This window comes from Curtobacterium sp. MCBD17_032 (genome assembly GCF_003234855.1).
Classification (GTDB): Bacteria; Actinomycetota; Actinomycetes; order Actinomycetales; family Microbacteriaceae; genus Curtobacterium.
Window position 1 is genome coordinate 26,737 of record NZ_QKTO01000011.1, and the last position, 13,748, is coordinate 40,484.

At 72.6% G+C, this 13,748-nt stretch carries 16 protein-coding genes; 2 read left to right on the forward strand and 14 right to left on the reverse strand.

All coding sequences use genetic code 11. The features are described from left to right. Window positions 1-105 precede the first annotated feature (105 nt). From DEI91_RS12835 to DEI91_RS12880, 10 genes are all read right to left on the reverse strand, one after another. Entirely contained in the window at window positions 106-990 is an 885-nt protein-coding gene (locus DEI91_RS12835) for a hypothetical protein (protein ID WP_220038090.1), read from the reverse strand. Then, entirely contained in the window at window positions 977-1,732 is a 756-nt protein-coding gene (gene scpB, locus DEI91_RS12840; RefSeq protein WP_111052665.1) for an SMC-Scp complex subunit ScpB, read from the reverse strand. Before scpB ends, DEI91_RS12835 begins: the two co-directional genes overlap by 14 nt. Further along, on the reverse strand, window positions 1,722-2,615 hold the full coding sequence (locus tag DEI91_RS12845) for a ScpA family protein (RefSeq protein WP_258374424.1): 894 nt from the start codon (window positions 2,613-2,615) through the stop codon (window positions 1,722-1,724). The genes scpB and DEI91_RS12845 overlap by 11 nt, the downstream gene beginning before the upstream one ends. Then, window positions 2,599-3,477 carry a ParA family protein gene (locus tag DEI91_RS12850; RefSeq protein WP_110900771.1) on the reverse strand — a complete coding sequence of 293 codons (879 nt, stop codon included), beginning with the start codon at window positions 3,475-3,477 and terminating at the stop codon, window positions 2,599-2,601. Before DEI91_RS12850 ends, DEI91_RS12845 begins: the two co-directional genes overlap by 17 nt. A gap of 103 nt (window positions 3,478-3,580) precedes the next feature. After that, entirely contained in the window at window positions 3,581-4,402 is an 822-nt protein-coding gene (locus DEI91_RS12855) for an SseB family protein (RefSeq protein WP_111052666.1), read from the reverse strand. Window positions 4,403-4,405: 3 nt separating this feature from the next. After that, the gene (gene priA / locus DEI91_RS12860) at window positions 4,406-5,152 is read right to left on the reverse strand and encodes a bifunctional 1-(5-phosphoribosyl)-5-((5-phosphoribosylamino)methylideneamino)imidazole-4-carboxamide isomerase/phosphoribosylanthranilate isomerase PriA (protein ID WP_111052667.1); all 747 of its coding nucleotides are present in this window, start codon (window positions 5,150-5,152) and stop codon (window positions 4,406-4,408) included. A 20-nt stretch (window positions 5,153-5,172) separates the two neighbouring features. Continuing rightward, complete coding sequence (gene hisH, locus DEI91_RS12865) at window positions 5,173-5,811, reverse strand: imidazole glycerol phosphate synthase subunit HisH (RefSeq protein ID WP_111052668.1); 639 nt, start codon at window positions 5,809-5,811, stop codon at window positions 5,173-5,175. Then, window positions 5,808-6,410 carry an imidazoleglycerol-phosphate dehydratase HisB gene (gene hisB, locus DEI91_RS12870; protein ID WP_111052669.1) on the reverse strand — a complete coding sequence of 201 codons (603 nt, stop codon included), beginning with the start codon at window positions 6,408-6,410 and terminating at the stop codon, window positions 5,808-5,810. The genes hisH and hisB overlap by 4 nt, the downstream gene beginning before the upstream one ends. Then, on the reverse strand, window positions 6,407-7,513 hold the full coding sequence (locus DEI91_RS12875) for a histidinol-phosphate transaminase (protein ID WP_111052670.1): 1,107 nt from the start codon (window positions 7,511-7,513) through the stop codon (window positions 6,407-6,409). The genes hisB and DEI91_RS12875 overlap by 4 nt, the downstream gene beginning before the upstream one ends. Before the next feature lie 107 nt (window positions 7,514-7,620). Continuing rightward, window positions 7,621-7,983 (reverse strand): LysM peptidoglycan-binding domain-containing protein, encoded by a 363-nt coding sequence (locus DEI91_RS12880; RefSeq protein WP_111052671.1) that lies wholly within the window; start codon window positions 7,981-7,983, stop codon window positions 7,621-7,623. 259 nt (window positions 7,984-8,242) lie between these two features. Here DEI91_RS12880 and lexA point away from each other — a divergent pair, with 259 nt between their 5' ends. Then, complete coding sequence (lexA, locus tag DEI91_RS12885) at window positions 8,243-8,887, forward strand: transcriptional repressor LexA (RefSeq protein ID WP_111052672.1); 645 nt, start codon at window positions 8,243-8,245, stop codon at window positions 8,885-8,887. A 141-nt stretch (window positions 8,888-9,028) separates the two neighbouring features. Here the strand turns inward: lexA and hflX are convergent, their stop codons facing one another. Then, a complete protein-coding gene (gene hflX / locus DEI91_RS12890; protein ID WP_111052673.1) occupies window positions 9,029-10,573 on the reverse strand; it encodes a GTPase HflX in 1,545 nt (514 codons plus the stop codon). Between the two features lie 61 nt (window positions 10,574-10,634). On the opposite strand from hflX, the gene DEI91_RS12895 reads away from it, so the two are divergent. Then, a complete protein-coding gene (locus DEI91_RS12895; protein ID WP_111052674.1) occupies window positions 10,635-11,246 on the forward strand; it encodes a class I SAM-dependent methyltransferase in 612 nt (203 codons plus the stop codon). 18 nt (window positions 11,247-11,264) lie between these two features. Here DEI91_RS12895 and DEI91_RS12900 read toward each other — a convergent pair whose 3' ends face one another. From DEI91_RS12900 to miaA, 3 genes are read right to left on the reverse strand one after another with little or no spacing between them, the layout of a single operon-like run. Beyond that, window positions 11,265-11,825 carry an MOSC domain-containing protein gene (locus DEI91_RS12900; protein WP_111052675.1) on the reverse strand — a complete coding sequence of 187 codons (561 nt, stop codon included), beginning with the start codon at window positions 11,823-11,825 and terminating at the stop codon, window positions 11,265-11,267. A gap of 44 nt (window positions 11,826-11,869) precedes the next feature. Continuing rightward, window positions 11,870-12,760, reverse strand: coding sequence for a diaminopimelate epimerase (gene dapF, locus DEI91_RS12905; RefSeq protein ID WP_111052676.1), 891 nt, complete (start codon window positions 12,758-12,760; stop codon window positions 11,870-11,872). Continuing rightward, a complete protein-coding gene (gene miaA / locus DEI91_RS12910) occupies window positions 12,757-13,701 on the reverse strand; it encodes a tRNA (adenosine(37)-N6)-dimethylallyltransferase MiaA (protein WP_220038091.1) in 945 nt (314 codons plus the stop codon). The genes dapF and miaA overlap by 4 nt, the downstream gene beginning before the upstream one ends. Window positions 13,702-13,748: the final 47 nt, after the last annotated feature.

Below are 13,748 nucleotides of genomic sequence, written 5' to 3' on the forward strand. Positions count from 1 at the left end.
GGTCACCGCCGCGGTACCCGCCGCGCTGGTCGTCGCGACCACCGGCACCGGGCCGACGGTCGGGGTCGTCGCGGCGCACGAAGCGTCCACGGTCGTCGTCCCGGCTCACGCAGCCGCCACGGTCCGAACCGCGTGCGTCGCGGTCCGGACGCCCGCGGTACCCGCCGGCGGACCGGTCGTCACCGCCGCGGTACCCACCGGTCGGACGGTCGCCGCCACGGTCGTCGCGCCCACGGAACCCGCCGGAGGCACGCTCGCCGCCCCGTCGCCCCGGTCGTCCCGCCCACGGAACCCGCCGACCCCACGCTCGCCGCCCCGGTCGTCACGCCCACGGAACCCGCCGGAGGACCGGTCGTCCCCGCCGCGGTACCCACCGGTCGGACGGTCACCGCCACGGTCGTCACGCCCGCGGAAGCCGCCGGAGGACCGGTCGTCCCCGCCGCGGTACCCACCGGTCGGACGGTCCCCTCCGCGGTCGTCACGTCCACGGAACCCGCCACCGGCACGATCGTCGCGCCCGCGGAACCCGCCGGTCGGACGGTCACCGCCACGGTCGTCGCGCCCGCGGAACCCGCCAGAGGACCGGTCGTCCCCGCCGCGGTACCCACCACGGTCACCGGCACCACGCTCGTCACGCCCGCGGTACCCGCCGGTCGGACGGTCCCCTCCGCGGTCGTCACGTCCACGGAACCCGCCACCGGCACGATCGTCGCGCCCGCGGAACCCGCCGGAGGACCGGTCGTCCCCGCCGCGGTACCCACCACGGTCACCGGCACCGCGCTCGTCACGCCCGCGGTACCCACCACGGTCACCCGCACCCGCGCTGCGCTCGTCGCGCCCGCGGTACCCGCCGGGACCGGCCCCGTCGCGCCCGCGCGGTGCGTCGTCCCGGCGGCCCGCGCCTCCCGGCCGGTCACCGCCCGCGCGCCCGGAGCCGCCGCGGCGGTCGTCGTCTCGTCGTGGTCTGTCGTTCTGGTCAAACCCGGCCATCGGGGATCCCTTCGGTCTGCCCGAAGCCGTCCGCGCCGTCCTCGAGGAGGGGCGAGATGAGCGGAAGCTCGTCGAGCGAGTTGATGCCGAGCTGCTGGAGCAGCAGCTCGGAGGTGACGTAGTTGATCGCGCCGGTCTCGGCGTCGGTGAACGACTCCTCGATGAGGCCGCGCGCGACGAGGGTCCGGACCACGCCGTCGACGTTGACGGCCCGGATCGCGGCGATCTGGGAGCGGGTGATCGGCTGCTTGTAGGCGACCACGGCCAGGGTCTCGAGGGCTGCCTGGGACAGGCGGGCGGGACGCTCGGCCTCGACGAACTGCTCGACGACCGCGTCGAGTTCGGCGCGGACGTAGAAGCGCCAGCCACCGCCGACCTCGCGCAGTTCGAATCCACGCCGGACGGTGCCGTCGACGCCGTCGAAGTCGGCGACCAGGCGGTCGACCGCCTGCCCGACGACGGCCACCGGTTCCCCGACGGCGGCGGCGAGCGCCACGAGCGACTGCGGCTGGTCCGCGATCATCAGGATCGCTTCGAGCTGACGGTCGACGGGGACCTCGACGGGAGGCACGGCTGCAGGAGGCGCATCGGCCTCCGCCGCGGCGGCGGCTGCGGCGGCGGCGGCGGCTGCGCGGAACTCGTGTTCCAGGGCCCGGGCGTCCTCGATCTCGTCCGACCCGCCGGGTTCGGCGGAACCTCCAGCGCGGGCACGAGCACCGCGAGCGTGCACGTCATCCGTCATAGTCGGCTCCCAGGTTCGCGAGGCTCTCGTCCGTCCAGTCGAGGGCGGTCCACCGGAGGATCAGTTCCCCGAGTGGTTCGAGTTGCTCGAACGAGATGGAGGCGTTCCGGTACAGCTCCAGGATCGCGAGGAAACGAGCCACCACGATACCCGCCTGGTCGACGCCGGCGATCACCTCGCGGAACGTCACGTCCGGGGACCCCTCGTCGGCTCGGGTGCGGAGGAGGGACACCACGATGGCGGCCTGCTCCCGGATGCTCACCGCGGGGGCGTGCAGGTGGTCGAGTCCGACGGTCGGGATCTCCCGCGGCGCGAACGCCAGGGCGGCCAGTGCCGCGAAGTCCTGCACGGACAGCGTCCACACGAGCTCCGGGGTCCGGGCGCGGAAGCGTTCCTCGAGCCGGACGCTCCGGACGTGCCGCCGGGACTCGGCGCCCCAGCGGTCGCCGAACCACTCCGCCGCCTGCTTGAAGGCCCGGTACTGCAGCAGCCGTGCGAAGAGCAGGTCGCGGGCCTCGAGGAGTGCCACGTCCTCGGCGTCGACGAGTTCGCCCTGCGGCAGCAGTCCGACGATCTTCAGGTCGAGGAGCGTCGCCGCGACGACGAGGAACTCGCTCGCCTCGTCGAGTTCGTCGCTCGACTCGGCTTGTCGCACGTACGCGATGAACTCCCCCGTGACCGCGCTGAGGGCGACTTCGGTGATGTCGAGCTCGTGCTTCGTGATGAGCGAGAGCAGCAGGTCGAACGGTCCGTCGAAGTTGCTGAGCCGAACCCGGAACCCGGGCGCGGTCGTGGTGCCGACCGGCGCGTCGCGCGCGCCGTCGACGGGTCCGGGCGTGCCGGACGGGAGGCTCGGGGCCGGGTCCTCAGGCGACGGCGCCACGCTGGACGAGCTCTCGGGCCAGCTGCCGGTAGGCATGCGCCGCGGCGTGCTCGGGAGCCGTCTGCGTGATCGGCCGCGCGGACACCGTGGCGTCCGGGAACTTCACGGTGCGACCGATGACCGTGTCGAGGACACGGTCCCCGAAGGTCTCGACGACACGCTCCATGACCTCACGCGAGTGCAGGGTCCGGGAGTCGTACATGGTCGGCAGGATGCCGTCGAGGGTGAGGGCCGGGTTGAGCCGGTCGCGCACCTTGTCGATGGTCTCGATGAGGAGCGCGACACCGCGGAGGGCGAAGAACTCGCACTCGAGCGGGATGAGCACGCCGTGCGCGGCCGTCAGGGCGTTCACGGTCAGGAGGCCGAGCGAGGGCTGGCAGTCGATGAGGATGACGTCGTAGTCGTTCGACACCTTCCGCAGCACGCTCGCGAGGATCTGCTCCCGGGCGACCTCGTTGACCAGGTGCACCTCGGCCGCGGACAGGTCGATGTTCGCCGGGATGACGTCGAGCAGCGGCACGTTCGTCGGCTGGATGACCTGGTTCGGGTCCTTCACGGCGCCCATGAGCAGGTCGTAGACGGTGGGGATGTCGTGCGTGCGCACGCCGAGGCCGGCGGAGAGGGCGCCCTGCGGGTCGAAGTCGACCGCCAGGACCTTCCGCCCGTACTCGGCCAGTGCGGCGCCGAGGTTGATCGCGGTGGTGGTCTTGCCGACCCCGCCCTTCTGGTTGCACAGGGAGATGATGCGGGCGGGACCGTGGCCGTCCAGCTCGTCCGGCACGGGGAACGCCCGCACGGGCCGACCGGTCGGACCCGTGACGATGTCGCCGGTACCGGAGGCTGTCGTCGGGATGCTGCTCACCGGGCCATCGTACCGGCGCGGCTGCGCGTGGCCGGGCCGCACCGCCGATCGGGGCGCGGCGCAGGACGGAGTCGTGGCGGGCCTCCCGGCCGGTCGGGCGGTGTCAGGCCGCGCGGAGGGCGACGCGCATGCTGTCCACGCGCTCCGCGATGACGGGGTCCGCCGCCCACCGCTGCTGCAGGCGGCCGACCAGCTCGCCGACCTGGTCGCGGTCCAGCCCGGCGAGGAGCCGGAGACCGACCGTGAGCTCGGGCCCGGCGAACCGGGAGAGCGGGTCCCCGGGCGACAGCTCGACGCGGACCACGGCGGGTTCGGTCTCGACCGTGCCGGCGAAGGCGCGGGCGACCTCGGGGTCCTCGGCGCACGGCGTCCAGGGCAGGTCCTGCCCGAGCGCCCAGACCGCGGGTCGGCGGAGGACGAACTCCGTCGGGGCCGTCGGGTCGAGCACGACGAGCTGGGTGTCCTCGCTCGCCGCGGCCATCGCGACGCGCCGGGACTCGACCGGGATCGGACGGGCGTCCGCGTCCCAGGCGCGCATCGCCTCGACCGAGGTGAAGGCGGGCATGACCGCCCGGCCGTCGGGGCCCGCGACCGTCACGATCGACAGTTCCTGTGTCTTGTCGACGACGCGTCCGTCCGGGGTCTCCCCGACGTCGCCCGCTTCCGCGACGAGTGGGATGAGCAGCCGTGCGTGCCGGAGTGCCGCGACGACGGCGGCGTGCGAGCCACCCTCCGCGACGGCGGTGATGGCGGCGACGAGGGCCGGGTCGGCCAGGCCGTCGTCCTCGGCGAAGGTCGTGTCGTGCGCGTCGAACGTGCGACCGGCCCACGGGTTGCCGGCGGAGTCCGCCGCATGGGCGTGCTCCTGGACGGCAGGGTCGTCGGGGTCCGGCCCGGTGCCGCGGCCGTTCGAGATGCCCGCCACGGACTACTCCGAGGCGATGTCGAGCGCGGCCGGCAGCGTGAACGCCCCGGAGTACAGCGCCTTGCCGATGATCGCACCCTCGAGGCCGTGCGGCACGAGCTCGCGGAGCGCCCGCAGGTCGTCGAGCGTCGAGATGCCGCCCGAGGCCACCACGGGCTGGTCGGTCCGGTCGCACACCTGGCGCAGCAGGTCGACGTTCGGGCCCTGCAGCGTGCCGTCCTTCGTGACGTCGGTGACGACGTACCGGGCGCAACCGGCGTCCTCGAGCCGGTCGAGCACCTCCCAGAGGTCGCCCGCGTCCTCGGTCCACCCCCGGCTGGCGAGGGTGGTGCCGCGGACGTCGAGCCCCACGGCGATCTGCTCGCCGTACTGCCCGATGACCCGCGCTGCCCAGTCCGGGTCCTCGAGGGCGGCGGTGCCGAGGTTCACCCGGGCGGCGCCGGTGGCGAGGGCGGCCTCGAGCGACGCGTCGTCCCGGATGCCGCCGGAGAGCTCGACGGAGACGCCCTCCACCTCGCGGATGGCGTGCGCGATCACCCTGCGGTTGTCACCACGACCGAAGGCCGCGTCGAGGTCGACGAGGTGGATCCACTCCGCCCCCTGGTCACGCCAGGTGCGGGCCGCGACGACGGGGTCGCCGTACCCGGTCTCACTGCCGGCTTCGCCCTGGGTGAGGCGCACGGCCTGACCGTCGACCACGTCGACGGCCGGCAGCAGGACGAGGGGCTGGGTGGTGGAGAGCTCGGTCATGGTCCCGTCGGGATCGGGGGTCACAGCGACGAGACCCAGTTGCGGAGGAGGCGGATGCCCGGCTCGCCGGACTTCTCCGGGTGGAACTGCGTGGCGCTGAGCGGGCCGTTCTCGACCGCGGCGACGAAGCGTTCCCCGTGCTCGGCCCAGGTGAGCTTCGGGGCACGGAACGGGCCGTAGGCCTCGAGCGGGAACTCCGTGACACCGTAGGAGTGCACGAAGTAGAAGCGCTCGTCCCGGAGACCGTCGAACAGCACGGAGTCCTCCGGCGCCTCGACCGTGTTCCAGCCCATGTGCGGCAGGACCTCGGCCTCGATCGGTTCGACGACGCCCGGCCACTGTCCGAGGCCCTCGACGTCGGCACCGCGCTCGACGCCGCGCTCGAAGAGGACCTGCATGCCGACGCAGATGCCGAGCACCGGACGTCCACCGGCGAGTCGGTGGTCGACGATCTCGCCGCCGCGGACCCCTTCTAGCTGGTCGACGACCGCGGCGAACGCACCGACGCCGGGGACCAGGAGCCCGTCCGCCCGGAGCGCCGCCTGCTTGTCGTTCGAGAGCGTCACGTCGGCGCCGGCCCGTTCCAGGGCCTTCGCGGCGGAGTGGACGTTGCCGGATCCGTAGTCGAGGACGACGACGTTCGGGCGGGTGGTGCTCACAGCGTGCCCTTCGTGGAGGGGATGCCGTCGACGCGCGGGTCGAGTTCGACGGCGCGGCGCATCGCCCGGGCGAAGGCCTTGAACTCGGCCTCGGCGATGTGGTGGGGGTCGCGCCCACCGAGCACGCGGACGTGCACGGTGATGCCCGCGTTGAACGTGATCGCCTCGAACACGTGGCGGACCATCGACCCGGTGAAGTGGCCGCCGATGCGGTGGAACTCGAAACCGTCGGGCTCCCCCGAGTGCACGAGGAACGGGCGGCCGGACACGTCGACCACCGCCTGCGCGAGGGCTTCGTCGAGCGGGACGAGGGCGTCGCCGTAGCGGCCGATGCCCGCCCGGTCACCGAGGGCCTGCTTCAGCGCCTGCCCGAGCACGATGCCGGTGTCCTCGACCGTGTGGTGCACGTCGATGTCCGTGTCACCCGAGCTCTGCACGCGCAGGTCGATCAGGGAGTGCTTGCTGAAGGCCGTCAGCATGTGGTCGAAGAACGGCACGCTCGTCGCGATCTCGGACGTCCCGGTGCCGTCGAGGTCGAGCGACAGGGAGACGCTCGATTCGCTCGTCGAGCGGGTGATCTCGGCGGTACGCGCGGTCATGCTCCAACCCTAACGGGCGGCTGCTCGGCGGCGACCGCGCGCATGGCGTCGAGGAACGCGGTGGTCTCCTCCGTCGTCCCGGCGCTCACGCGGAGGTGGTTCGGGATGCCGAGGTCGCGGACGATCACATCGCGCTCGAGCAACGACTCGAACGCAGCGCGCGGGTCGGCGACGCCACCGAACAGCACGAAGTTCGACCAGGTCTCGTGCGGCTGGTACCCCATCGCACGGAGCTCCGTGACCATGCGGTCGCGCTGCCCCCGGATCTCGTCGACCATGGCCAGCATCTCCGGCGCGTGCCGGAGGGCCGCGACGGCCGCTGCCTGCGTCAGGGCGGAGAGGTGGTACGGCAGACGTACGAGGCGGAGCGCGTCGATCACGGCGGGGTCCGCCGCGAGGTACCCGACACGGGCGCCGGCGAAGGCGAAGGCCTTGCTCATCGTCCGGGACACGACCAGGCGTTCCCGGCCGGGCAGGAGCGTGAGCGCGGTCGGCTGTCCCACCGGCATGAACTCCGCGTAGGCCTCGTCCACCATGACGATGCCGTCGGTGGCGTCGTAGACGGCCTCGATCGTGGCCAGGTCGAGCGGGGTCCCCGTCGGGTTGTTCGGCCCACAGAGGAACACGAGGTCCGGCCGGTGGGCGGTGACCGCTGCGACGGCGGTCTCCGGCGAGATCCGGAACGCGGCGTCACGGTCGGCCGGGATCCACTGCGTCCCCGTCCCCGACGCGATGATCGAGTGCATGGAGTAGGTCGGCGGGAACCCGAGCACGCTCCGCCCCGGCCCACCGAAGGCCTGGAGGAGCTGCTGGATGACCTCGTTCGAGCCGTTCGCCGCCCAGACCGACTCCGCACCGAGCCCGTGCCCGAGGTACCCGGCCAGGGACTCCCGCAGCTCGGTGAACTCGCGGTCCGGGTAGCGGTTCACCGTGGTCAACGCCTGCCGGATCGACGCGACGATGTCCTCTGCGACGTCCTGCGGCACGGGATGCGTGTTCTCGTTGACGTTGAGCTGCACGCGGACGTGCTTCTGGGGAGCGCCGTACGGGCTCTGCCCGCGGAGGTCGTCGCGGATCGGGAGGTCTTCGAGCGTGGTTGCCACCGATCCATCGTAGGCCGCGCGGCCTCCGGAACCGCCGCCCGTCCGGACGGTTCCGCCCGCGTCACCGGGGAACCGGGTGCGCGGCGCCCCTGAGCACCGACCGGTCGTCAGCGGTCGTACTGCGCCGGGATCGCGATCTCCTGGCCGGCCTGCAGGCCCGAGCCGTCGAGGGCGTTGAGGTCCACGACGTCCTGCACGAAGTCGCGCGGGTCGGAGTCGGGAGCGGTCTGCTCGGCCAGCTGCCACAGGGTCTCGCCCGGCTGCACCGTGACGGTGTCGAAGTGCACGTCCGCCGCACGGTCACCGGCGGACGCCTGCCCACCGTTCAGCATGGCGATCCCGACGCAGAACAGCACCGGAAGGGCAGCGAGGGTCGTGAAGACGACCCGGCCGCGGCGGGTGAGACGGAGGCGCGTGCGCACTGCGGGTGCTGCGGTGTGCTGCGTGTCCGCGATGGCGTTGGTGCTCATGTCGTTGCCTTCCTGCTTGCCGTCGGAGTCCGATCGGCCCGGAGCGAGCCGACCGAAGTCGTGTACCGAACGTACGTTCGATCGGGTGAATGCACAAGTCCCCCGGAGCGAACCGAGAGGGTTTTCCCTGCGACACGCTCGAACAGGTGTTTGGTCCGCGTTCCCCGACCGGATACTGTTTCGAGCGACTGGAACAAGTCTCGGGGGGACCACCGACATTCCCGCAGACGGACGTTCCACCCGCGACGAAGGGCGAGACGTGACGGACGAACTGCGCGGACAGAAACCGCTGACCGCGAAGCAGCAGTCGATCCTCGACGCGATCCGTGCGTCGATCGCCAGCCGGGGCTACCCGCCGAGCATGCGTGAGATCGGCGACGCAGCCGGGCTCTCGTCACTGTCGAGCGTCTCGCACCAGCTCGGGCAGCTCGAGCTCGGCGGCTGGATCCGGCGGGACCCGAACCGCCCGCGGGCGCTCGAGGTCCTGGTCGACGAGCCGACGCCCGGCGCCGACGGCCCGGACGTCGACACCACGACGCTCGTCCCCCTCGTCGGACGCATCGCCGCCGGTGTCCCGATCACCGCGGAGCAGCACGTCGACGAGATCATCCCCCTGCCCCGCCAGCTCGTCGGGACCGGCGACCTCTTCATGCTCAAGGTCGTGGGCGAGTCGATGATCGACGCGGCGATCTGCGACGGTGACTGGGTGGTCGTCCGGGCACAGCAGACCGCCGAGAACGGCGACGTCGTCGCCGCGATGCTCGACGAGGAAGCCACGGTCAAGGTCTTCCGTCAGCGGGACGGCCACACGTGGCTGCTCCCCCGCAACTCCGCGTTCGAGCCGATCCTCGGCGATGCCGCCACGGTGCTCGGCAAGGTCGTCGCGGTCCTCCGCTCCATCTGACCGCTCCGGAAACGCCACGAGGGCGGCTGCGCGCAACGCGACGGCGTTGCGGGCAGCCGCCCTCCTCGCGTGGCGCGGACGCGACGGACGGGAGGCCCGGTGCGGGCGTGCACCGGGCCTCCCGTCCGTTCGGACCTGCCGTCAGGCGGACGCGACCGGCGCGACCACGTACGGGTCGAGTTCCGCGACCTCCCGCTGGAAGACCCGCACCCGGAGGCGCGTCCCCTCCGCCACGTAGTCCACCGACTCCACCGCACCCGCGTCGTGCAGGTGCGAGACCAGGTCACCACGGGAGAACGGCACGACGACGGTCAGTTCGACGTCGGGCTCGGGCAGGCGCGCCTCGATCGCCGCGAGCAGGTCCGGGATGCCGGCACCCGTGCGGGCCGACACGAAGACGGCGTCCGGCGCGAGCGCCACGAGGGCCATGCGCTGGGTGTCGTCGATGAGGTCCGCCTTGTTGAAGGCGACGATCTCCGGGACGTCGCGCGCCCCGACGTCGCCGATGACCTCTCGCACCGTCGCGAGCTGCGCTGCCGGGTCGGGGTGGGAACCGTCGACCACGTGGACGATGACGTCCGCGTTCCCGACCTCCTCGAGCGTCGAGCGGAACGCCTCGACCAACTGGTGCGGGAGGTTCCGGACGAACCCGACGGTGTCGGTGAAGGTGAACTCGCGCCCCTTCGACGTCTCCGTGCGGCGGACCGTCGAGTCGAGGGTGGCGAACAGCTGGTTCTGGACCAGGACGCCGGCGCTCGTGAGCCGGTTGAGCAGCGAGGACTTCCCGGCGTTCGTGTACCCGGCGATCGCGACGCTCGGGACGGCGTTGCGGGTGCGGTCGGCACGCTTGGCCTCGCGAGCCGGGGTGAAGCCCGCGATCTGCCGACGGAGCTTCGCCATCCGGGTGTGGATCTTCCGGCGGTCGAGCTCCATCTTCGTCTCACCCGGTCCGCGCGAACCCATGCCGGCGCCGCCGGAGACCTGGCCACCGGCCTGCCGGGACATCGACTCACCCCAGCCACGCAGACGCGGGAGCAGGTACTGGAGCTGCGCGAGCTCGACCTGCGCCTTGCCCTCGCGCGTGGAGGCGTGCTGGCTGAAGATGTCGAGGATCACGGCCGTGCGGTCGATCACCTTGACCTTGACGACGTCCTCGAGCGCACGGCGCTGCGACGGTGCGAGTTCGGTGTCCGCGATGACCGTGTCCGCGCCGGTGGCCTTGACCACCATGGCGAGTTCCTGGGCCTTGCCCTTGCCGAGGTAGGTCGCCGGGTCGGGGGTCGGCCGGCGCTGCAGGAGCCCGTCGAGCACCACGGCGCCCGCGGTCTCGGCGAGGGCCGACAGCTCGCGGAGCGAGTTCTCGGCGTCGGAGGCGTCGCCCTGCGCGTACACGCCGATGAGGACGACGCGCTCGAGCCGGAGCTGCCGGTACTCGACCTCAGTGACGTCCTCGAGCTCGGTGGAGAGGCCGACGACGCGGCGCAGCGCCGCACGGTCCTCACGGTCGTACTGGTCGCCGTCGCCATCCCAACCCTGCTCGTCCACCGAGCGGGTCTGGATCGCCTGCGCCGGCGCGAAGATGGAGGATGCCGCGCGCCGGTCGGCGTTGCGCAGCACCCGCTCGACGACACCGTCTGCGCTGTCGTCGTGGATGGTCTGTTCGTCCTGCTGATGGGATTCCGTCATGCTGTGCACAGGCTACCTCCGGAGCCCTCTGGACACACGGGGTTCCCGGTACGGTTCTTCCATGGCGAACGACCACTACTTCTCTGCCACCCCGGAGAGCCAGGCGCGACCGCGGCAGATCCGCGTGACGCTCGCCGGTCGCACGCTCGACTTCACCACTGCAGCGGGCGTCTTCAGCCCGGACGGCATCGACCGCGGCACGAGCGTGCTGTTGCGCAACGTCCCCGCTCCTGCCCCCGACGGGGACCTGCTCGACGTCGGCTGTGGCTGGGGTCCGCTCGCGATCACGATGGCGCTGCAGTCCCCCGACGCGCACGTGTGGGGCGTCGACGTCAACGAGCGCGTCCTCGACCTGGCGCGGACCAACGCCACCGCCGCCGGAGCGGACAACCTGACGGTGGGTCTGCCCACCGAGGTCCCGGCCGACACGACGTTCCGCACGATCTGGTCGAACCCGCCGATCCGTGTCGGCAAGGACGAACTGCACGACATCCTGCGCACGTGGATCCCCCGGCTCGCCGTCGGTGGCGACGCCTGGCTCGTGGTGTCGAAGGACCTGGGCGGGGACTCGCTGCAGCGCTGGTTGCAGCAGACACTGGCGGACGGGTTCACCGTGACGCGGGCGACGACCGACAAGGGCTTCCGCGTCCTCCGGGTGCACCGCGCGTCCTGACGGCGCCGCCAGGACCCGTCACACCGGTCGGAGCGGCACCTGTTCCCCGGTCGGGAGCTCGACCCGCACGGGGTCGCCCAGACGGACGGTCCCACCGACGAGCACGACGCTCATGACGCCTCCCTTGCGCTCGACGGAGCCGTCCTCGGCGCGGCCGAGCACCTGGCGCAACAGTCCCGGCTCGAAGCCGTCGATCTGCCGGCACGGGTTCCGCAGGCCGGTGACCCGGACGCGGGCATCGGCACCGAGGTGCAGCACGGTCCCCTCGGGCAGCCTCAGCAGGTCGACGCCGCGCGTCGTGACGTTCTCACCCATCTGGCCGGGGGCGACCGTGAACCCCGCCGTGGCCACCTCGTCGAACAGCTCGGCGGCGATGAGGTGTACCTGCCGCAGGTTCGGCTGGTGCGGGTCACGGGCGACACGGGAGCGGTGCTGCACCGTCGCCCCGGCGTGCGCGTCCCCTTCGACGCCGAGCCCCGCGACCAGGACGATGTCCGAGACGATCGGCTTGCTGAAGTGGTGGTCGTGGTCGCGGCTCACCGCGACCACGCGCGGCTGGTCGTCCTGCTCCCCCGTCATGTGCCGATCCTGACACGGGGACGATCGTCGGGGAAGGTGTCCGGTCAGACCGTCAGGTCCCCCGAGAACACGAGCTCGGCCGGACCGGCGAGCGAGACGTGCTCGCCGTCCTCCGTCGCGGTCATCCGCACGGTGAGGACACCGCCCGGGACGCGGACGCGCCAGGTGTCCGGCGCCGCCGAGCCCGCCCAGTACCGCGTCGCGAGGGCCGCGGCCACCGCGCCCGTTCCGCACGAGAGCGTCTCGCCGCTCCCCCGCTCGTGCACGCGCATGGTGATCTGGCCGACCCCGTCCGTCACGAGCGGGTCCCCGGGGAGCACGAACTCGACGTTCGCCCCGGAAGCCGGGGCCGGGTCGAGGACCGGCACGTAGGTCAGGTCGATGCCTGCGAGCTCCTCCTCGCTGGCGACCGCGACGACGACGTGGGGGTTGCCGACGTCGATGCCGAGCCCGGGCCGTGCGCGGTCGAGGTCCTTCGCGCGCACGAGGACGTCGTCGGAGCCGCTCCCGTCGATGCCGAGACGCCACCGGCCGAGGTCGGCGGCGAAGCCCGTGGACGACCGCTGGATGTCGACGAGGCCCTTCCGGCTGCCCACGGTGAGGGTCTGCCCCGGTGCGAGGTCGACGAGCCCCGACTCGGTGAGGTACCGGGCGAAGACACGGATGCCGTTGCCGCACATCTCGGCGACCGACCCGTCGGCGTTGTGGTAGTCCATGAACCACGTGGCGGCCGGGTCCTCCGCGAGGACCGCGCGGCCCTCGGGGAGCGCGTCCGAGCGCACGGCACGGATGACACCGTCGGCACCGACGCCGAAGCGCCGGTCCGCGATCGCGCGGATCCGGTCCGGCGTCAGGTCGACCGTGGCGTCGGGGTCGGCGAACAGGACGAAGTCGTTGCCGGTCCCGTGGCCCTTGGTGAAGTGCAGCTCGGTCACGGGACGATCCTACGGGCCAGTCCCGAGAGCTCCGCTGCCCCGGCTCCCGTGACGTCCACCGCGCCCACCCGCGTCGTCCCCGAGTCGGCGTACCGCTTGAACCACGAGACCTGCCGGCGGGCGTACCGCCGCGTCGCGACGCTGGTCGACTCCACCGCCTGCTCGACCGTCGCCTCCCCGCGCAGGACCTGGAGCGCCTGCGCGTACCCGATCGCGGCGCGGGCCGTGCGGCCCTGTTCCAGCCCCCGGTCCCGGAGGGCTGCGACCTCGTCCAGGAGCCCGGTGGCGAACATGCGCTCCGCCCGGGTGTGGAGACCCGCCACGAGCTGCTCGCGGTCGCGCCGCAGGTGCAGGACGTGCGCGGGCCGCCACGGCCGCGGCGCGGACGGGAGGCTCGGGGTGACGCGGTCGGACCGGCTCGCGATCTCGACGGCCCGGATCAACCGCCGCGGGTTCCGCGCGTCGATCACCGCGGCAGCCGCCGGGTCGAGTGTGCGGAGCCGGTCGAGCAGGACGGCCGGACCGAGTTCGCGGTGCTCCCGTTCGAGCTGCTCCCGGAGTACGGGGTCGGTCCCGGGGAAGTCGAGGTCGAAGAGGACGGCGGACACGTAGAGGCCGCTGCCACCGACGAGCACCGCGACCCCGCCGTCCGCCGTGACCTCGGCGATCACCGCTCGGGCGTCGCGCTGGTACGCCGCGACGCTCGCTTCGTCCGTCACCTCGAGCACGTCGAGCTGGTGGTGCGGGATGCCCCGTCGCTCGGACTCCGGGACCTTCGCAGTCCCGACGTCCATCCCGCGGTAGAGCTGCATGGCGTCGGCGTTGACGATCTCGGCACGTCGGCCGTGCGCACAGTGTCGTTCGGCGAGGGCGAGGGCGAGCTCGGACTTGCCGGTACCGGTCGCGCCCACGACGGCGACGACGTCCGCTGTCGCGACCAGGTCGAGCGGAGCCTCCTGACCGGGGCGTGCGTCGGCGTCGGGCGCGG

What these genes read in the sequence shown, in the direction of transcription:
- hflX (WP_111052673.1), bottom strand. Translation starts at nt 10,573, where the DNA reads ATGACGGAATCCCATCAGCAGGACGAACAGACCATCCACGACGACAGC.
- DEI91_RS12900 (WP_111052675.1), bottom strand. Translation starts at nt 11,825, where the DNA reads ATGACGGGGGAGCAGGACGACCAGCCGCGCGTGGTCGCGGTGAGCCGC.
- DEI91_RS12880 (WP_111052671.1), bottom strand. Translation starts at nt 7,983, where the DNA reads ATGAGCACCAACGCCATCGCGGACACGCAGCACACCGCAGCACCCGCA.
- scpB (WP_111052665.1), bottom strand. Translation starts at nt 1,732, where the DNA reads ATGACGGATGACGTGCACGCTCGCGGTGCTCGTGCCCGCGCTGGAGGT.
- DEI91_RS12835 (WP_220038090.1), bottom strand. Translation starts at nt 990, where the DNA reads ATGGCCGGGTTTGACCAGAACGACAGACCACGACGAGACGACGACCGC.
- DEI91_RS12895 (WP_111052674.1), top strand. Translation starts at nt 10,635, where the DNA reads ATGGCGAACGACCACTACTTCTCTGCCACCCCGGAGAGCCAGGCGCGA.
- hisB (WP_111052669.1), bottom strand. Translation starts at nt 6,410, where the DNA reads ATGACCGCGCGTACCGCCGAGATCACCCGCTCGACGAGCGAATCGAGC.
- priA (WP_111052667.1), bottom strand. Translation starts at nt 5,152, where the DNA reads ATGACCGAGCTCTCCACCACCCAGCCCCTCGTCCTGCTGCCGGCCGTC.